We start from the raw sequence: 19321 nt of genomic DNA, 5'->3' as shown, positions 1-19321 counted from the left end.
GGACGTTGGCCATCGACCGGTTGCCCGAGGCGCCGTCGACGGCGCAGCTGCGCGGATCGCTGGTGCCAACCGCCCTGGAAGGGGGCGAACTCCATCGGGAAGGTGAAGTTGGCGTTGTTGGCCTGTGCGGTGTGAACGGCGATGGTGGCCTTCACGTTCGACGGGTTCTTGTCCGACCACGCGATGTCGTTCGCGTTGAAGGTCATGGGCAGATAACCGTTGTCCCGCAAGGCGTTGGTGAACTTGTCCAGGGTGGGTGCGCTCTCCGGTGTCGCGCCTTCCACCAGATTCACCTTGCTGGCGCTCGGAACGTTCGGGTCGGCGAGTCGGGAGAGCACGTCGGTGAGTGCTTCAGGCGGCGGCAGGGGAGTCGTGACGGGCGGCACAGCCGGCCGCGAGGTGGCCGGCGGCAGCGAAGAGACGGCCGACGAACCAGCCCTGGGGTGCGGCGACGAACATGCGGCGAGCCCGACCGCCGCCAGGACGGTGGCGGCGCTCAGCGCTATGGACAGTGGTCGGTGCATCCAGTCGGTCGGCCGGCTAGGCGGCTCTGGCCGCTTCGCGAGGGGAGGGTGTCGCTAAGGTCGGGCCGATGGGTGCTACTGGAGTCACAACGGCGGCGGGGCCTATCGCGGTGACACGAGCCGAGCCTGTGGCGAGGCTTTTTGCGGTCACTCTGGCACCTCCCACGGCCCTTTCGATCATCACGATTAGTGGCCGAGATTACCAGCGTGACGAAAATCTTAACTTTTCGTGGGTATTTGACTACGCACATCAATCGGCAATCGCCGGTAGCTTTGAAGTATCCGCCGCGCCAATTCGGTGTGGGAAAGGAGCGCAAGATGGGTAGCTCAGAGCGTTCTGAAGCTTTCGGAACCCCCCACGAATCAAACATGTCCAGCGGCGACGAGGCCGAGTTGGAGCAACTACGCCGTGAGGCAGCCATGTTGCGCGAGCAACTCGAGCACGCCGTCGACTCGCATGGTGGCGGCCGCTCCACGCGCGATGTGCATCAGTTGGAAGCGCGCATCGACTCCCTTGCGTCGCGGAACTCGAAGTTGATGGAGACCCTTAAAGAGGCCCGCCAGCAACTGCTGGCGCTGCGTGAGGAAGTCGACCGGCTGGGGCAGCCGCCCAGCGGCTACGGCGTCCTGCTCGGTACGCACGAGGATGACACCGTCGACGTGTTCACCTCCGGTCGCAAGATGCGACTGACCTGCTCGCCGAACATCGAAGTCCCTTTGTTGCGCAAGGGTCAGACGGTCCGCCTCAACGAGGCCCTGACCGTCGTAGAGGCCGGCACGTTCGAATCGGTCGGCGAGATCTCCACGCTGCGTGAGCTCCTGGCCGACGGGCATCGGGCCCTGGTCGTCGGGCACGCCGACGAGGAACGCATCGTCTGGCTTGCCGAGCCGCTGGTCGCCGAGGACTTGCCGGAGGGTCATCCCGACGCCCTCAACGACGACACCCGGCCGCGCCGGCTGCGCCCGGGCGACTCGTTGTTGGTCGACACCAAGGCCGGCTACGCCTTCGAGCGCATCCCGAAGGCCGAGGTCGAGGACCTGGTGCTGGAGGAGGTGCCCGATGTCAGCTACCTGGACATCGGCGGCCTGACCCGCCAGATCGAGCAGATCCGCGACGCCGTGGAGCTGCCGTTCCTGCACAAGGAGCTATACCGCGAGTACGCGCTGCGACCGCCCAAAGGCGTGCTGCTCTACGGTCCGCCCGGTTGCGGCAAGACGCTGATCGCCAAGGCCGTGGCCAACTCGCTGGCCAAGAAGATGGCCGAGGTGCGCGGCGACGATGCCCGCGAAGCCAAGTCCTACTTCTTGAACATCAAGGGGCCCGAGCTGCTCAACAAGTTCGTCGGTGAGACCGAGCGGCACATCCGGCTGATCTTCCAGCGCGCCCGTGAGAAGGCGTCGGAAGGGACACCGGTGATCGTGTTCTTCGACGAGATGGACTCGATCTTCCGCACCCGCGGCACCGGGGTCTCCTCGGACGTCGAGACGACTGTGGTTCCGCAGTTGCTCAGTGAGATCGACGGTGTGGAGGGGCTCGAGAACGTCATCGTGATCGGCGCCTCCAACCGCGAGGACATGATCGACCCGGCCATCCTGCGGCCCGGGCGTCTGGACGTGAAGATCAAGATCGAGCGGCCGGATGCCGAAGCGGCGCAAGACATCTTCTCGAAGTACTTGGTCGAGTCGCTGCCGGTGCACGGCGACGACCTGGCCGAGTTCGACGGCGACCGGTCGGCATGCATCAAGGCGATGATCGAAAAGGTCGTCGACCGGATGTACGCCGAGATCGACGACAACCGGTTCCTGGAGGTCACCTACGCCAACGGTGACAAGGAAGTCATGTACTTCAAGGACTTCAACTCCGGGGCGATGATCCAGAACGTCGTCGACCGCGCCAAGAAGAACGCGATCAAGTCCGTGCTGGAGACCGGCCAGCCCGGTCTGCGCATCCAGCACCTGCTGGACTCGATCGTCGACGAGTTCGCCGAGAACGAGGACCTGCCCAACACCACCAACCCCGATGACTGGGCGCGGATTTCGGGCAAGAAGGGCGAGCGGATCGTCTACATTCGCACCTTGGTCACCGGCAAGAGCTCGAGCGCATCGCGGGCCATCGACACCGAATCGAACCTGGGGCAGTACCTGTAGGGCTCGTTCGGGCAACGTCCTAGCGCGACATATAAACCACGCACACGACACGCCGAGGCGGGTGTGCGTGGTTTATATCTCGGCTCAGCCGGTCACCAGCGAGTAGCTGTTGGTCAGGTTGTCCTGCAGCACCTGGGCCGCCCGCTGGGTCGTGTCCACGCGGAGTTCGTCGGTGAGCACGCGCGGTTGGTAGGCCCACCCGGCCGGCAGGTCGAGCCGGTCGGCGAGGCGCGGTAGGTCGGCGCGCGACAAATTGGGATCGGCGACCTGGCTCCAGGTCTGCATGACCCAGTGCTGGCCCTGGGGATCGATGAGTTCGTACACCTCTTGGCCGGCGTTGAAGACGAACACCGTGTGGCGGTTGACCGTGTTGGGGACGTAGGGCGCCGGGTTCATCGACGACAACAGGACGGTGGCCTGCTGGATCATTTCGATCCCGCCAAAGGATTTCGTGATCTGTGGGCCCCGGTTCTCTTTTTCGATGTCATTCATCAGCCAATACCGGGGACCGTTGAGCAGGGCCGCAGCGGCCCCGTGCTCGGTGGCCAGGGCGTGCGCGTCCAGCGCCGACCACAAGTCTTCGGGACAGTCGTTGAGCGGGAAGCTGTTGTACACCGTTGCCTGCGGCCCGGCCTCGCCCGGCGTTACCAGGAGAACCTCGCCGTAGCGCTTGCCGGACAGGTCGCGTGCGTGCTTACCGACGGCGTGGTCGGATTCGGGGGCGGACACAGGGTGAAGTTAGTCACTGGTATCGGCGCCGTCAACACGACCGGCGGTGACGGCGGCGGCACCGTGGTAGCGATTGCGCGCCACCAAAGTCGTGTGCAGGTCGTCGATGAGCGGGTCGAGAAACGTGGACCGGTACTCCGCGTCGCCGGCCGCGCGGGCGCTGATGTACATGAACGTCAACGCGCCGAGGAAGAGCGTCATGTGGATCAGCGAGTCGGGCACCGGCAGCGTGAATCCGAGCACCGTTGCGCTGCTCTTGTAGGTGTGGGTCCACTCGTTGAGCAGTTCGGGGCTGAGCACGATGAGCCCCAGAATCAAATAGATCGCGGTGGTCACCACGGCCACGACGAGGATCTGAGCCAGCTGTGAGACGGCCAGCACAAAAACCACATTGGCGCGCTCCGACTTCTTCAGCGGTGCCCACTCGGGGGCGTCGGACATCGTGGCGAACGGTGTGCCCGCGAGCTTTTCGGGCTCGTCGCGCGGCACCGTCGCCGACTGCAGCATCGGCCTGACGCGCTCTCGCGTGGCCGAGGTGACGAACGCCGCCGCGATGGCCACCAGGAAGGCCATTGCCAGTGCCAGCCGGTTGCCGCTGATGGTCGCGGCCATCAGCCACACGTAGGTGTTGAAGAACACCAACGCGGTCAGCAGCACGACCGGCAGCGCCCGAACGGCCAAGGCGCCCACCGTCGCAAGATGCGACAGCATCATCCGCACCGCCCACCCGACCACCGACCCGATTCCGCTGCCGGTCAGGATCAGCACGACGACCACGACGACGGCCTCCTGCACGACGTCGCCCACGGTCACTCCGACGCACGCCACGGCCAGGACCGCCAACGTCGCTATCGCGGTGCGAGTCTTGTGGCTTCGTGACCGGGAGACCAGCCAACCGACGACCGCCATCGACGGCAGGGCCAGGGCGAGCAGAACCAGCACGGCCAATTCCGACGTCGTCGGTTCGCCGCTGATCTCGACGTCGTGGCCGCCGGTGATCAGATAGACCGCCAGCACGCAGGCCTGCAGCGCCGCGTAGGCGGCAAGCACGGGGGCCGACCGCGTCCAGAGCCGCCGCCACCGCGCGCGCCGAATGAGTACCGAAGGCAAACCGCGCTCCAAAAACCAGCTTTCGGCCGCGGCGTTCTGCACGGCTCGGCGGCCCGGAGCGCGGCCGCGAAGAAGCTCCATGCCGGCTCACCCTACGGCGGGTGAGTCGCCCGCGGTGGCCTAATCGGACCGGTTGCCGGACGGGCAATTCCGGGCACCGGCGGCCCCGCTTCGTCGCGCGGCTGGACCCGATTGGCCGGCTCGCCCCCTCGCGGCTGCGCCGCCGGGGGGTACCCCCACGCGCCCCGCCGCGCGGGCCGCTTCGTCGCCCGGCCTACGCTTGGGTCATGCAACGGATTATCGGGACGGAGGTCGAATACGGCATTTCATCGCCATCGGACCCGACAGCCAATCCGATCCTCACGTCGACTCAGGCGGTTTTGGCCTACGCGGCCGCAGCGGGCATTCAGCGCGCCAAGCGCACCCGCTGGGACTACGAGGTGGAATCGCCGTTGCGGGATGCCCGCGGTTTTGATCTGAGCCGCTCGGCCGGCCCGCCCCCGGTGGTCGACGCCGACGAGGTCGGCGCGGCCAACATGATCCTGACCAACGGTGCGCGCCTCTACGTCGACCACGCGCACCCCGAATACTCCGCACCCGAGTGCACCGACCCGCTGGACGCGGTGATCTGGGACAAGGCCGGTGAACGGGTGATGGAAGCCGCCGCCCGTCACGTCGCCAGCGTGCCCGGAGCCGCCAAGCTGCAGCTGTACAAGAACAACGTCGACGGCAAGGGCGCCTCGTACGGATCGCACGAGAACTACCTGATGTCGCGGCAGACGCCGTTCTCGGCCATCATCGCCGGGCTGACCCCCTTTCTGGTTTCCCGACAGGTGGTCACCGGCTCCGGCCGGGTCGGCATCGGCCCCTCCGGTGACGAGCCCGGGTTCCAGCTGTCCCAGCGCTCGGACTACATCGAGGTCGAGGTCGGCCTCGAGACCACGCTCAAACGCGGCATCATCAACACCCGCGACGAACCGCACGCCGACGCCGACCGGTACCGGCGGCTGCACGTCATCATCGGCGACGCCAACCTCGCCGAGACGTCGACATACCTGAAGCTGGGCACCACGGCGCTGGTGCTCGACCTGATCGAAGAGGGCCCGGCCCACGGCATCGACCTGAGCGACCTGGCGCTGGCGCGGCCGGTACATGCGGTGCACGCGATCAGCCGCGACCCGTCACTGCGCGCCGCGGTGGCCCTGGCCGACGGACGAGAGCTGACTGCCCTTGCGCTGCAACGGGTTTACCTCGATCGGGTGGCCAAGCTGGTCGACAGCCGTGATCCCGATCCGCGCGCGGCCGACGTCGTCGAAACCTGGGCGCATGTCCTCGACCAACTCGAGCGCGACCCGATGGAGTGCGCCGAATTGCTGGACTGGCCGGCCAAGCTGCGCCTGCTCGAAGGGTTCCGGCAGCGTGAAAACCTGAGCTGGTCGGCGCCGCGGCTACACCTGGTGGACCTGCAGTACTCCGACGTCCGGCTGGACAAGGGCCTGTACAACCGGCTCGTCGCGCGCGGCTCGATGAAGCGTCTGGTGACCGAGCACCAGGTGATCGAGGCGGTGGACAAACCGCCGACCGACACCCGCGCGTACTTCCGCGGTGAATGCCTGCGCAGGTTCGGCGCCGACATCGCCGCGGCCAGCTGGGACTCCGTGATTTTCGACCTGGGCGGCGATTCCTTGGTCCGCATTCCGACGCTGGAGCCGCTGCGCGGCAGCAAGGCGCACGTCGGGGCGCTGTTGGACTCGGTGGACAGCGCCGCCGAACTGGTCGAACAACTCACCAGCTAGGTACCGGTTAACCCCGGGAACGTCGGGGTCGACCGGTAGGCTAGGAAAGACCAACGGGCAGTGTGGCTTGATCGGTGAACAAGCCATTCAACAGGCCCAGACAACAGGAGGCGGCGATGGCTCAGGAGCAGACCAAGCGTGGCGGTGGGGGCGACGACGAAGACGACGTCGCCGGCAGCACCGCCGCGGGCCAAGAACGCCGGGAAAAGCTGGCCGAGGACACCGACGATCTGCTTGACGAGATCGACGACGTCCTCGAGGAGAACGCCGAGGACTTCGTACGCGCGTATGTCCAAAAGGGCGGACAGTGACCTGGCCTTTCTCTGATCGCCTGTCCACACATTCCGCACTTGGGGGCTCCGCACTCTCCCGAAACCCCGCTATAGACCTATCTTCGTTTGCTGACCTGCTTCGCCGTCAGGCGCCGGAGTTGCTGCCGGCGAGCCTGTCGGGCACGCAGTCGGATGCCGCCACGGGGCAGCTGCCGCACGGCACCACCATCGTGGCGCTGAAGTACCCCGGCGGCGTGGTGCTCGCCGGTGATCGGCGTTCGACGCAGGGCAACATGATCGCCGGGCGCGACGTCAAGAAGGTGTACATCACCGATGACTACACCGCCACCGGCATCGCCGGCACCGCCGCCATCGCCGTGGAGTTCGCCCGCCTCTACGCGGTGGAACTCGAGCATTACGAGAAACTCGAAGGTGTGCCGCTCACGTTCGCCGGCAAGGTGAACCGGCTGGCCATCATGGTGCGTGGAAACCTGGCGGCCGCGATGCAGGGTCTGGTGGCTTTGCCGCTGCTGGTGGGCTACGACATCGACGCGGCCGACCCCGAGGGCGCTGGCCGCATCGTGTCTTTCGACGCCGCCGGCGGTTGGAACCTGGAAGAGGAGGGCTACCAGTCGGTGGGGTCAGGCTCGATATTCGCCAAGTCGTCGATGAAGAAGTTGTACTCCCAGGTCACCGATGCCGACTCCGCGGTACGCGTCGCGATCGAGGCGCTCTACGACGCCGCCGATGACGATTCCGCCACCGGCGGACCGGATCTGGTGCGCGGGATCTACCCCACCGCGGTCACCATCGGCCCCGAGGGGGCGCTCGAGGTGCCGGAGGGCCGCATCGCCGGACTGGCCCGCGAAGTGATTCAAAGCCGTTCGCGCGCTGACACTTTCGGCCCCGACGGTGGTGAGAAGTGAGCTTCCCCTATTTCATCTCGCCCGAGCAGGCGATGCGCGAGCGCAGCGAGCTCGCGCGCAAAGGCATCGCCCGGGGCAAGAGCGTGGTCGCGCTGGCCTACGCCGGTGGCGTGCTCTTCGTCGCGGAGAACCCGTCGCGGTCGTTGCAGAAGATCAGCGAACTCTACGACCGCGTCGGCTTCGCGGCCGCCGGCAAGTTCAACGAATTCGACAACCTGCGGCGTGGCGGAATCCAATTCGCCGACACCCGCGGCTACGCCTACGACCGTCGCGACGTCACCGGCCGCCAGCTGGCCAACGTCTACGCGCAGACACTGGGCACCATCTTCACCGAGCAGGCCAAGCCCTACGAGGTGGAGTTGTGTGTCGCCGAGGTCGCGCACTACGGCGAGACCAAATCGCCTGAGCTGTACCGGATAACCTATGACGGATCGATCGCCGACGAGCCGCACTTCGTGGTGATGGGCGGTACCACCGAACCGATCACCACGGCGCTCAAGGAGTCGTACGCCGAGAACGCCGATCTGCGTGAGGCCACGCGCATCGCGGTGAAGGCGCTGCGGGCCGGCAGCGAGGCCTCGAACGGGGACCAGTCGACCCTCGATGTGGGCAGCCTGGAAGTCGCCATCTTGGACGTCAACCGGCCGCGGCGGGCGTTCCGCAGGATCAGCCGCGCCACCCTGGAAAATTTGCTGCGCGAGCCGGGTTCCGGCGGCTCGGGAGGCGACGACGAGCCGTCGGATGCCGACGGCGGATCGGCCGACTAGGCACGGCCCGCCGAACGGCGACCCCATGCACCGGTGCTGGTGGGTCTGTTGGTGCGCAAGATGCGGGTGAGCTAACCGTCTTCCGGCTGGTTCGGTGCGCACGGACGGGCGCTTGCACGCGTCCGGCGCGGTTAGCCCGCGGCCGACGAAAAACGTTGTCGGATCGATACGTGCGGCTTGCTCACCGTCTCGGTCGGACAACCAGTACCCTCGATTACGTGCAGCGGCGAATCATGGGCATCGAGACCGAGTTCGGGGTCACCTGCACGTTCCACGGGCACCGGCGGCTCAGCCCGGACGAGGTGGCCCGCTATCTGTTCCGTCGCGTCGTGTCCTGGGGCCGCAGCTCCAACGTTTTCCTGCGTAACGGTGCCCGCCTCTACCTCGACGTGGGCAGTCACCCCGAATACGCCACCGCCGAGTGCGACAGCCTGGTACAGCTGGTCACCCACGACCGCGCCGGCGAGTGGGTGCTCGAAGACCTGCTGGTCGACGCCGAGCAGCGCCTCGCCGACGAGGGCATCGGCGGCGACATCTACTTGTTCAAGAACAACACCGATTCGGCAGGCAACTCCTACGGCTGCCACGAGAACTACCTGATCGTGCGGGCCGGCGAGTTCTCCCGGATCTCCGATGTGCTGCTGCCATTTCTGGTCACCCGGCAGCTGATCTGCGGTGCCGGCAAGGTGCTGCAAACCCCGAAGGCCGCGACGTTCTGCCTTTCCCAACGCGCCGAGCACATTTGGGAAGGCGTCTCCTCGGCGACCACCCGCAGCCGGCCGATCATCAACACCCGCGACGAGCCGCACGCCGACGCCGAGAAGTACCGGCGGCTGCATGTGATCGTCGGCGACTCCAACATGTGCGAGACCACCACCATGCTCAAGGTGGGCACGGCCGCGCTGGTGCTGGAGATGATCGAGGCCGGCGTCCCGTTCCGGGACTTCTCGCTGGACAACCCCATCCGCGCCATTCGCGAGGTCAGCCACGACGTCACCGGCCGTCGGCCCGTGCGGCTCGCGGGCGGCCGCCAGGCCAGCGCGCTCGACATCCAGCGCGAGTACTACAGCCGTGCCGTCGAGCACCTGCAGACCCGGGAACCCAACGCGCAGATCGAGCAGATCGTCGACCTGTGGGGCCGCCAGCTGGATGCGGTCGAGAGCCAGGACTTCGCCAAGGTGGACACCGAGATCGACTGGGTGATCAAGCGCAAGCTCTTCCAGCGCTACCAGGACCGCTACAACATGGAGCTGTCCGACCCGAAGATCGCCCAGCTGGACCTGGCCTACCACGACATCAAGCGCGGGCGAGGCGTCTTCGACCTGCTGCAGCGCAAGGGTCTCGCCGCGCGGGTCACCACCGACGAGGACATCGCGCAGGCGGTCGACAACCCGCCGCAGACCACCCGGGCGCGGCTGCGCGGCGAGTTCATCAGCGCCGCCCAGGCCGCCGGCCGCGACTTCACGGTCGACTGGGTGCACCTCAAGCTCAACGACCAGGCGCAGCGCACCGTGCTGTGCAAGGACCCGTTCCGTGCGGTCGACGAGCGGGTCAAGCGGCTCATCGCCAGCATGTAGCTCGCCAGGCGGCTCACCGTCTGCCACAGCAGCCACACCGCCACCGCCGCGGCTCCCACGCGCACGTCCCCAAATGTGCAAACGCGGGTGCCTGGACGTTTTGAGAGGCGCGATTACCTCGCCAACGAGTAGGCGGACGCGGCGGCGGGCAACAGCGCGACGCGGACGGCAGGTGGGAGCGCCAGATGGAGACCATCGAATAATCTGGAGCCAATGGCGACGTCAAAAGTCGAGCGGCTGGTAAATCTGGTCATCGCCCTGCTGTCCACCCGCGGCTACATCTCGGCGGAAAAGATCAGGTCGAGCGTGGCCGGCTATTCGGACAGCGTCAGCACCGAGGCGTTCTCGCGCATGTTCGAGCGGGACAAGAACGAGCTGCGCGACCTCGGCATCCCGCTCGAGGTCGGCCGGGCGTCGGCCTGGGACCCCACCGAGGGCTACCGGATCAACCGCGACGCCTACGCGCTCGCGCCGGTCGACCTGACACCCGACGAGGCCGCGGCGGTGGCCGTCGCGACCCAGCTGTGGGAGTCGCCCGAACTCATCACCGCGACCCAGGGCGCGCTTCTCAAACTGCGCGCGGCCGGGGTCGACGTCGATCCGGACGCGCCGGTCGCCATCGCCTCGCCGGCCGGGGTGCCGGGCCTGCGGGGGTCGGAAGAGGTCCTGGGAATCCTGTTGTCCGCCATCGACTCCCGGCAGGCCGTGCAGTTTCCGCACCGGCCGTCGCGAGCCGAGCCATACGCCACCCGCACCGTCGAGCCCTGGGGTGTGGTCACCGAGAAGGGCCGCTGGTATCTGGTGGGCCACGACCGGGACCGCGACGCCACCCGCACCTTCCGGCTCTCCCGAATCGGTCCGGACGTCACACCGATCGGGCCGCCGGGCGCCGTCACCGTGCCGAAAGACGTTGACCTGCGCAAGATCGTGGCCCAGACCGTCACGGACGTGTCGGCGAACGCGACGGTCGGTCAGGCCCGAGTATGGGTGGCCGACGGGCGCGCGACCGCGCTGCGCCGCGCCGGCCGACCCGTCGAAGCGCGCCAGCTCGGTGGGCGCGACGGCGAGGTGATCGAGCTCGACATCAGATCCGCCGACCAGCTCGCGCGTGACATCGCCGGCTACGGAGCCGACGCCCTGGTGCTCGAACCCCAGTCCCTGCGCGACGACGTGCTGGCCCGACTGCGAGCACACGCCGGCGAGGACGCCGTCGGTGCGGGACAACCGCCCAGCCGCGGCGGAGTGTCCGCATGACACCCATCTCCACCCGCCTGATCCGGCTGCTGAACATGGTGCCGTATTTCCAGGCCAATCCGCGGGTCACCCGATCCAAGGCCGCCGCCGACCTCGGGGTGTCGGCCAAGCAGCTGGAAGAGGACCTCAACCAGCTGTGGATGTGCGGTCTGCCCGGCTACTTCCCGGGCGACCTCATCGATTTCGAGTTCTCCGGCGACACCATCGAGGTCACCTTCTCCGCGGGCATCGACCGCCCGCTGAAGCTCACATCGCCGGAGGCCACCGGCCTGCTGGTGGCTTTGCGGGCGCTGGCCGACATTCCCGGCGTCGTCGACCCCGAAGCCGCGCGCAGCGCCATCGCCAAGATCGAGGGCGCCGCCGGCGCCGTCGGCCACGACGCCTCACACTTGGCGTCGGCCGTCGACGAGCCCGCGCCGGTGGAGAACCGGGCCGCCGCCGCGGTGCGGGCGGCCGTCCAGTCCAGGCACGCCCTGGCCATCGACTACTACTCCGCCTCGCACGACACCCTGACCAGCCGGGTCGTCGACCCCATCCGGGTGCTGCTGATCGGCGGCCACAGTTACCTGGAGGGCTGGTCACGCGAGGCAGAAGGGGTTCGGTTGTTCCGCTTCGACCGGATCGTGGACGCCAGCGAGCTCGACGAGCCGGCCGCGCCGCCCGAGCCGGCCATGCACGCGCCGCCGGACACCTCGCTGTTCGACGGTGATCCGGCGCTGCCGTCGGCCAAGCTGCGGGTGGCACCCGCGGCGTCCTGGATGTTCGAGTACTACCCGATGCGCGACGTGCGCGAATTGCCGGACGGATCCTGCGAGGCCGTGATGACCTATGCCTCCGAGGATTGGATGACGCGGCTGGTGCTGGGCTTCGGGCCCGACGTGCAGGTGCTACAGCCGTTGTCCCTGGCGCAGCGGGTACGGGATGCCGCGGCAGCGGCCGTGGCGTCCTACGAAGCCCTGAGCGGATAAAAGCCCAGGCGGGATGGTCCACCGCGGTGCGGCGCGGGCCCGCCGCCACCCGGCGCTACTGCGGTAGCATCGGGTGAACGTCTGGAGGTAATCAAAGTGGGCAGTCTTAGTCCGTGGCACTGGGCGATCCTCGCGGTCGTGGTGATCTTGCTGTTCGGCGCCAAGAAACTCCCCGACGCGGCGCGTTCGTTGGGTAAATCGATGCGGATCTTCAAGTCCGAGCTCCGCGAAATGCAGACGGAGAACAAGACGGAAACGTCGGCCTTGGGAACAAACACCGCGACCCCGAGCGACGCGGCGAACCCCACTCCCGTGCAGTCGCAGCGGGTCGAAGCGCCGTCGCCCAGCGAGCAGGGGCACAGCGAAGCACGTCCGGCGTAGCCGCCATCATCGCGCGCTGCCCGAGCGCCACTGACCGAGCATCGTGAAAGTCTTCAAGGTTTCAGCGCGCACTTCCGGCCTGCTGAGGCGCCTCAACCCGCGTAACCGGCGCAGCAGAACCAACCCGGACGCGACCATGTCGTTGGTCGACCACCTGACCGAGCTGCGCACCCGGCTGCTGATCTCCCTGGCCGCGATCCTGCTGACCACCATTTTCGGATTCGTCTGGTACTCGCATTCGATCTTCGGGCTGGAAAGCCTCGGCGAGTGGTTGCGCCATCCCTACTGTTCGCTGCCCCAATCCGCGCGCGCGAGCATCAGCGCCGACGGGCAATGCCGGCTGCTGGCCACCGCGCCGTTCGACCAGTTCATGCTGCGGCTCAAGGTCGGGCTGACGGCCGGGGTGGTGCTGGCCTGTCCGGTGTGGTTCTACCAACTGTGGGCGTTCATCACGCCCGGGCTGTACCAGAAGGAACGCCGCTTCGCGGTCGCGTTCGTGGTGCCCGCGGCGGTGCTGTTCGTCGTCGGCGCGGTGCTGGCCTACTTCGTACTATCCAAGGCGCTAAGTTTCCTGCTGACCGTCGGCAGCGACGTCCAGGTGACCGCCCTGTCCGGCGACCGGTACTTCGGCTTCCTGATCAACCTGCTGGTGGTGTTCGGCGTCAGCTTCGAATTCCCGCTGCTGATCGTCATGCTCAACACCATCGGCATGCTGACCTACGAGCGGCTCAAGGCGTGGCGGCGCGGCCTGATCTTCGCGATGTTCGCGTTCGCGGCGGTCTTCACCCCCGGATCCGACCCGTTTTCGATGACCGCGCTGGGGTTGGCGCTGTCCGTGCTCCTGGAGTTCGCCATCCAGATCGCCCGCGTGCACGATAGGCGGAAGGCCAAGCGTGAAGCCCAGGCCGTGATACCCGATGACGAAGCATCGGTCATCGAACCGCCGACCGCGATACCGGAGCCGTCGTTCACCGCCGGGCAACACGACGATGTCACCTGACGCGTCGCCGCCCCATGAGCTGGCGGAGCTGGTGGAGCTCACCCGATTCACCGCCGAATTGCCCTTCGCGCTCGACGGCTTTCAGCACCGGGCGTGCGCGGCGCTCGAACGAGGTCATGGCGTGCTGGTCTGCGCCCCGACCGGGGCCGGCAAGACGGTGGTCGGCGAATTCGCGGTGCACCTCGCGCTGGCGTCCGGCGGCAAGTGCTTCTACACCACGCCACTGAAAGCGCTGAGCAACCAGAAGCACACCGACCTGACCGCGCGCTACGGCCGCGACCGCATCGGGCTGCTCACCGGGGACATGTCGGTCAACGCCGATGCGCCCGTGGTCGTCATGACCACCGAAGTGCTGCGCAACATGCTCTACGCGGATTCGCCTGCGCTGCAAGGGCTTTCGTATGTGGTGATGGACGAGGTGCATTTTCTCGCCGACCGGATGCGGGGCCCGGTGTGGGAGGAGGTGATCCTGCACCTGCCCGAGGAGGTGCGGGTGGTCAGCCTCTCGGCGACGGTGAGCAACGCCGAGGAGTTCGGCGGCTGGATCCAGACCGTGCGCGGCGATACGACGGTCGTGGTCGACGAGCACCGGCCGGTGCCGCTATGGCAACACGTCCTGGTGGGCAAGCGCCTGCTGGACCTGTTCGACTACGAGAACGAGAAACCGGCCGCGGACCGTCACCCGCGCGTTAATCCCGAACTGCTGCGTCACATCGCGCACCGCCGCGAGGCCGACCGCATGAGCGACTGGCAGCCGCGCCGCCGGCAGGCGGGAAGGGGCAGCGCAGGACGGCCGTCGCGCCCACGCTTCTACCGGACACCGGGACGGCCGGACGTGATCGCCACCCTGGACTCGGAGGGGCTGCTGCCGGCGATCACGTTCGTGTTCTCCCGGGCCGGCTGCGACGCCGCCGTGCAGCAGTGCCTGCGCTCGCCGCTGCAGCTGACCACCCAGGAGGAGCGCGCCCAGATCGCCGAGGTGATCGAGCATCGCTGCGGCGATCTCGCCGACGGCGACCTGAGCGTGCTCGGCTACTACGAGTGGCGAGAGGGGCTGCTGCGCGGTCTGGCGGCCCACCATGCCGGCATGCTGCCGGTGTTCCGGCACACCGTTGAAGAGCTGTTCACCGCCGGACTGGTCCGGGCGGTGTTCGCCACCGAGACCCTGGCACTCGGGATCAACATGCCGGCACGCACCGTCGTGCTCGAGCGGCTGGTGAAGTTCAACGGCGAGCAGCACGTCGCGCTGACGCCGGGGGAGTACACGCAGCTCACCGGCCGCGCCGGGCGACGCGGCATCGACGTCGAGGGTCACGCGGTGGTGCTGTGGAATCCCACCGAGGAAACCACCGAACCGTCCGCGGTGGCCGGACTGGCCTCCACGCGCACCTTCCCGCTGCGCAGCTCGTTCGCCCCGTCGTACAACATGACGATCAACCTGGTCCAGCAGATGGGCCCCGAGCAGGCGCACCGGCTGCTCGAACAGTCCTTCGCGCAGTATCAGGCCGACCGCTCCGTCGTCGGGCTGGTCCGCGGCATCGAGCGAGGCACCGCGATGCTCGACGAGATCGCCGCCGAGATGGGCGGACCCAAGGCGCCGATCCTCGAATACGCCCGGATGCGGGCACGCATCAGCGAGATGGAACGCGCGCAGTCCCGCGCGTCCCGGCTGCAACGACGGCAGGCCGCCAGCGATGCGCTGGCCGCGCTGCGCCGCGGCGACATCATCAACATCACCCACGGCCGGCGCGGTGGCCTGGCCGTCGTGCTGGAATCCGCGCGCGACAGCACCGACCCGCGACCGTTGGTGCTGACCGAGAACCGTTGGGCGGGAAGGATTTCGACGGCCGACTATTCGGGCGCGGCGGCGCGGGTCGGTTCGATGTCGCTGCCCAAGCGGGTTGAACACCGTCAGCCCCGGGTCCGGCGTGATCTGGCGTCCGCGCTGCGATCGGCCGCCGCCGGGCTGACCATCCCGGCCCGGCACCGGAGCGGGCGCGGCGATCAGGACGGCGCGTTTCACGACCCGGAGCTGGCGTCGTTGCGGGAGGAGTTGCGCCGGCACCCGTCCCACAACACGCCCGGCCTCGAGGCCCAGGTGCGGCAGGCCGAGCGCTATCTGCGGATCGAGCGCGACAACGCGCAATTGGAGAAAAAGGTTGCGGCGGCCACCAATTCGCTGGCCCGGACCTTCGACCGGATCGTCGGGCTGCTCACCGAGCGCGGCTTCATCGAGGGGCGCGACGGTGATCCCCGCGTCACCGACCACGGCCGGTTGCTGGCACGCATCTACAGCGAAAGCGACCTGTTGGTCGCCGAATGCCTGCGCACCGGGGCGTGGTCCGGATTGAAGCCGGCCGAGCTGGCGGCGGTGGTGTCGGCGGTGCTGTACGAAACAAGGGGCGGCGACGGGCCGGGCGCGGCCATTGCGGCCGACGCGCCCACCCAGCAAGTGCGGCAGGCGCTGCAGCAGACGTCGAGGCTGTCGATGGCGCTACGCGCCGATGAGCAAACGCACCGGATCGCCCCGAGCCGCGAACCCGACGACGGCTTCGTCAACGTGATTTACCGCTGGGCCAGAACCGGAGATCTGGCCGCCGCGCTGGCGGCCGCCGATCCGGGCGGCACCGGGTCACCGCTGCTGGCAGGGGATTTTGTGCGCTGGTGCCGCCAGGTGCTCGACCTGTTGGACCAGGTTCGCAACGCCGCGCCGGACACCGAGCTGCGGGCCACCGCCAAGCGCGCTATCAATGACATTCGGCGCGGCGTCGTCGCAGTTGACGCCGGGTAGGCTGGGCCCGAGCTACCGTTAATCGCCGTAGTTCATGCCAAGACACAGTTCATGCCAAGACACAAGGGCTGAGGGAGAAAGATGAGCGGACCGCAGGGATCGGACCAGCAGTGGCAGCCGCCTGGTCAAGGTCAAGGCAGCGATCACTCGTCAGACCCGACTCAGGTGGCACCGACCTGGAATGAGCAGTCGAACCAGGAGACATCGTGGCAGGCCCCGGCCTACACCCCGCCCGCCGAGTACCCGCAGTACCAGCAGCCGGCCGAACAGGCATACCCGCAGCAATACCCCCAGCAGCAGCCGGGCTACGCGCAGCCCGGGCAGTACGGCCAGCCCGGCCAATACGCCCAGCCGGGCCAATACGGCCAGCCGGGGCAGTACGGCCAGCCCGGCCAATACGCCCAGCCCGGGCAGTACCCGCAGCCGGGCCAATACGGGCAGTACGGTCAGCCGGGCCAGTACCCGCAGCAGTACGCCCCCTACGAGCAGCCCGGCAAGAAGCGACCGGTCGGGCTGATCGCCGGTGTGGGCGGCGCGATCGCGTTTCTGCTCATCGCGGTCGTGCTGGTGCTGGGCTTCTGGCAGCCCGGCTTCTTCGTCACCACCAAGCTGGACGTCAATAAGGCGCAGGCCGGGGTCCAGCAGGTGCTCAGCGACGAAACCAACGGCTACGGCGCCAAGAACGTCCAGAACGTCAAGTGCAACCACGGCCAGAACCCCACCGTCAAGAAGGGCGCCACGTTCGACTGCGACGTCAGCATCGACGGCGCGCCCAAACACGTGACGGTGACCTTCCAGGACAACAAGGGCACCTACGAGGTCGGCCGGCCGCAGTAGCCGTCGGGCCGCTCAGTTCGGCAGGGAGTCCAGCGCTTTCTGCAGGCGGGCGATCGACGAGCCGACACCCAGTTCCGACGCCAGCTTGGCGGTGCGTCGCGGATCGGCGGCGACCAACGGTAGTTCGTCGCTGTCCGTCGAGAACGTGACGGGGGCGTCGGTGGCCACCCGCACCACCTGGCCGGCCGCCTCGATGTAATCCAGCGCGGCCAGCAGTTTCGTCCGCACGCCCTTGGCCATCTTCGACTTGGGGTCGTGGGCGGCGGCCAGAATCCGCTCCAGCGAGCCGTACTGGGCCAGCAGCGTGGCCGCGGTCTTCTCACCGACGCCCGGGACCCCGGGCAGGCCGTCGGACGGATCGCCGCGCAGCAGCGCGAGTTCGGCGTACGCGGGGCCGGCCCTGTCCACCGGGACGCCATAGTTTTCGGCCACCTCGGCGGGCCCGAACAGCGTGGCCTTGCTCAGCCCGCGGCCGAGGTAGAGGACCCGAACCGGGACGGGATCCTCCGACACCACCTGCAGCAGGTCGCGGTCACCGCTGACCACCACCACCGCATCCTTGCGTTCCTGGGCCGCCAGGGTGCCCAGTACGTCGTCGGCCTCGAAACCCTCCGCCCCGGCCGTCGGAATGCCGAACGCGTCAAGGAGTTCGGCGATCATGTCGATCTGGGGTGTGAGGTCGTCCGGGACCTCCTCGATGTCCGGCTGATTCTGCGGCTCTTCCTCGGCCACGCGGTGGGCCTTGTAGGACGGGACGAGGTCCACCCGGAACTGGGGCCGCCAATCGAGGTCCAGGCAAACGGCCAGCCGGGCGGGCCGCTGCTGGTTGATCACCACGGCGACGGAGTCGATGAATCCCCGAACGGCGTTGACGGGCCGGCCATCGGGAGCGGTGATCGAGGACGGCACCCCGAAATACGAGCGGAACCACATGCTGGCACCGTCGAGCAGTACCAGCGGGGATCGCGAGCGCGGCGAAGCCGGGCGCAGCGGGTCGCCGCTCGTCGAGCCCGGCGGTGATTGGGGTGCTGGCATGCCGGTTATGGTCTCACGCCGCCGCGAGGCGACGTGGGACCGAGCATTAGCCTGGCTGCCATGGAGTCTCACCGCTTCGACGCAGCAGTGTACGAGCGCCGGCTGGCGGCGGCCACCGCCGCGGCCGCCGAGGCAGGCCTGGCCGGGCTGGTGATCACGCCGGGGTATGACCTGCGCTACCTCGTCGGGTCGCGCGCGCAGACGCTGGAGCGGTTCACCGCGCTGGTGCTGCCGGTATCGGGTGACCCGACGGTGGTGGTGCCGCGGCTGGAGCTGGCCTCGCTCAAGGGGTCGGCCATCGCCGAACTCGGCCTGGCGGTGCGGGATTGGGTCGACGGTGAGAATCCCTACGTTCTGGCGGGCGCCGCGTTGGGCGGTGCTCCCGCCGCGACCGCCGTCACCGATGCCATGCCGGCGCTGCACCTGCTGCCGCTGGCCGGTGTGCTCGGCGTGCTACCGGTGCTGGCCACCGACGTGCTGCGCACGCTGCGGATGGTCAAGGAGGAATGCGAGGTCGACGCGCTGCGCAAGGCCGGCGCGGCCATCGATCGCGTGCACGCCCGGGTGCCGGACTTCCTGGTCCCGGGCCGCACCGAGGCCGACGTGGCCGCCGACATCGCGGATGCCATTGTGGCCGAAGGTCATTCGGAGGTGGCGTTCATCATCGTCGGATCGGGGCCGCACGGCGCCGACCCGCACCACGGGTATTCGGACCGCGAACTACAGGTCGGTGACATCGTCGTCGTCGATATCGGCGGCGCGTATGAACCCGGCTACAACTCCGACTCCACCCGCACCTATAGCATCGGCGAGCCGGATCCCGAAGTGGCTGAACAGTATTCGGTATTGCAGCGCGCCCAGCGCGCGGCGTACGACGCGGTATGCCCGGGGGTGACGGCCGAGCAGGTCGACGCCGCCGCCCGCGACGTGCTGGCCGCCGCAGGGCTCGCCGAGTATTTCGTGCACCGCACCGGGCACGGCATCGGGCTGTCGGTGCACGAAGAGCCCTACATCGTCGCCGGGAACGATCTGCCCCTGGCCGAGGGCATGGCTTTTTCCATCGAGCCGGGCATCTATTTCCCGGGGCGTTGGGGCGCCCGCATCGAGGACATCGTCGTCGTGACCCCCGATGGTGCCCTGGCCGTCAACAACCGCCCGCACGAACTGATCGTCGTTCCGGTCGCCTGAGGCTGGCTGTCACCCCCG

General features: G+C 68.0%; 17 protein-coding genes. 13 read left to right on the top strand and 4 right to left on the bottom strand.

The features are described from left to right. The coding region (locus tag A5688_RS19960) for a hypothetical protein (RefSeq protein WP_242663218.1) at positions 1-524 on the bottom strand (524 nt) is incomplete at its 3' end. Between the two features lie 318 nt (positions 525-842). Here A5688_RS19960 and arc point away from each other — a divergent pair. After that, entirely contained in the window at positions 843-2672 is a 1830-nt protein-coding gene (gene arc, locus A5688_RS19955) for a proteasome ATPase (protein WP_067826721.1), read from the top strand. 84 nt (positions 2673-2756) lie between these two features. Here the strand turns inward: arc and A5688_RS19950 are convergent, their stop codons facing one another. Beyond that, positions 2757-3401, bottom strand: a complete 645-nt coding sequence (locus A5688_RS19950) for a hypothetical protein (RefSeq protein ID WP_067911286.1) — start codon at positions 3399-3401, stop codon at positions 2757-2759. Between the two features lie 9 nt (positions 3402-3410). Continuing rightward, positions 3411-4592 (bottom strand): hypothetical protein, encoded by a 1182-nt coding sequence (locus A5688_RS19945; protein ID WP_120312571.1) that lies wholly within the window; start codon positions 4590-4592, stop codon positions 3411-3413. Positions 4593-4798: 206 nt separating this feature from the next. On the opposite strand from A5688_RS19945, the gene dop reads away from it, so the two are divergent. The 11 genes from dop to A5688_RS19890 all read left to right on the top strand — a co-directional run bounded on the left by dop (position 4799) and on the right by A5688_RS19890 (position 17080). Beyond that, a complete protein-coding gene (gene dop / locus A5688_RS19940; protein WP_067826676.1) occupies positions 4799-6307 on the top strand; it encodes a pup deamidase/depupylase in 1509 nt (502 codons plus the stop codon). Positions 6308-6423: 116 nt separating this feature from the next. Then, complete coding sequence (locus A5688_RS19935; RefSeq protein ID WP_066860430.1) at positions 6424-6618, top strand: ubiquitin-like protein Pup; 195 nt, start codon at positions 6424-6426, stop codon at positions 6616-6618. Beyond that, positions 6615-7505: a proteasome subunit beta gene (gene prcB, locus A5688_RS19930; protein ID WP_067826673.1), complete on the top strand. Its 891-nt coding sequence runs from the start codon at positions 6615-6617 to the stop codon at positions 7503-7505. Before A5688_RS19935 ends, prcB begins: the two co-directional genes overlap by 4 nt. Continuing rightward, positions 7502-8272, top strand: a complete 771-nt coding sequence (gene prcA / locus A5688_RS19925; protein WP_067826670.1) for a proteasome subunit alpha — start codon at positions 7502-7504, stop codon at positions 8270-8272. The genes prcB and prcA overlap by 4 nt, the downstream gene beginning before the upstream one ends. Positions 8273-8490: 218 nt before the next feature. Then, positions 8491-9849: a Pup--protein ligase gene (gene pafA / locus A5688_RS19920; RefSeq protein WP_120312356.1), complete on the top strand. Its 1359-nt coding sequence runs from the start codon at positions 8491-8493 to the stop codon at positions 9847-9849. Positions 9850-10062: 213 nt separating this feature from the next. Then, positions 10063-11103, top strand: coding sequence for a helix-turn-helix transcriptional regulator (locus A5688_RS19915; protein ID WP_067914233.1), 1041 nt, complete (start codon positions 10063-10065; stop codon positions 11101-11103). Further along, on the top strand, positions 11100-12071 hold the full coding sequence (locus A5688_RS19910) for a helix-turn-helix transcriptional regulator (RefSeq protein ID WP_067826653.1): 972 nt from the start codon (positions 11100-11102) through the stop codon (positions 12069-12071). The genes A5688_RS19915 and A5688_RS19910 overlap by 4 nt, the downstream gene beginning before the upstream one ends. A gap of 96 nt (positions 12072-12167) precedes the next feature. Continuing rightward, on the top strand, positions 12168-12452 hold the full coding sequence (gene tatA, locus A5688_RS19905; RefSeq protein WP_067826651.1) for a Sec-independent protein translocase subunit TatA: 285 nt from the start codon (positions 12168-12170) through the stop codon (positions 12450-12452). Between the two features lie 43 nt (positions 12453-12495). Further along, entirely contained in the window at positions 12496-13452 is a 957-nt protein-coding gene (tatC, locus tag A5688_RS19900) for a twin-arginine translocase subunit TatC (protein WP_120312570.1), read from the top strand. A 19-nt stretch (positions 13453-13471) separates the two neighbouring features. Beyond that, positions 13472-16243, top strand: a complete 2772-nt coding sequence (locus tag A5688_RS19895; RefSeq protein ID WP_067914254.1) for a DEAD/DEAH box helicase — start codon at positions 13472-13474, stop codon at positions 16241-16243. An 81-nt stretch (positions 16244-16324) separates the two neighbouring features. Then, the gene (locus tag A5688_RS19890) at positions 16325-17080 is read left to right on the top strand and encodes a DUF4333 domain-containing protein (RefSeq protein WP_067826648.1); all 756 of its coding nucleotides are present in this window, start codon (positions 16325-16327) and stop codon (positions 17078-17080) included. 12 nt (positions 17081-17092) lie between these two features. Here A5688_RS19890 and A5688_RS19885 read toward each other — a convergent pair whose 3' ends face one another. After that, entirely contained in the window at positions 17093-18115 is a 1023-nt protein-coding gene (locus A5688_RS19885) for a 5'-3' exonuclease (RefSeq protein WP_082955196.1), read from the bottom strand. A gap of 60 nt (positions 18116-18175) precedes the next feature. Here A5688_RS19885 and A5688_RS19880 point away from each other — a divergent pair, with 60 nt between their 5' ends. Next, a complete protein-coding gene (locus tag A5688_RS19880; RefSeq protein ID WP_067914230.1) occupies positions 18176-19303 on the top strand; it encodes a M24 family metallopeptidase in 1128 nt (375 codons plus the stop codon). The last annotated feature ends 18 nt before the right edge of the window (positions 19304-19321 follow it).

The sequence above is a fragment of the Mycobacterium mantenii genome (assembly GCF_001667865.1).
GTDB classification, from domain to species: domain Bacteria; phylum Actinomycetota; class Actinomycetes; order Mycobacteriales; family Mycobacteriaceae; genus Mycobacterium; species Mycobacterium mantenii_A.
The sequence above is the reverse complement of the archived record's forward strand: the minus strand, read 5'-3'. Positions and strand labels throughout refer to the sequence as shown.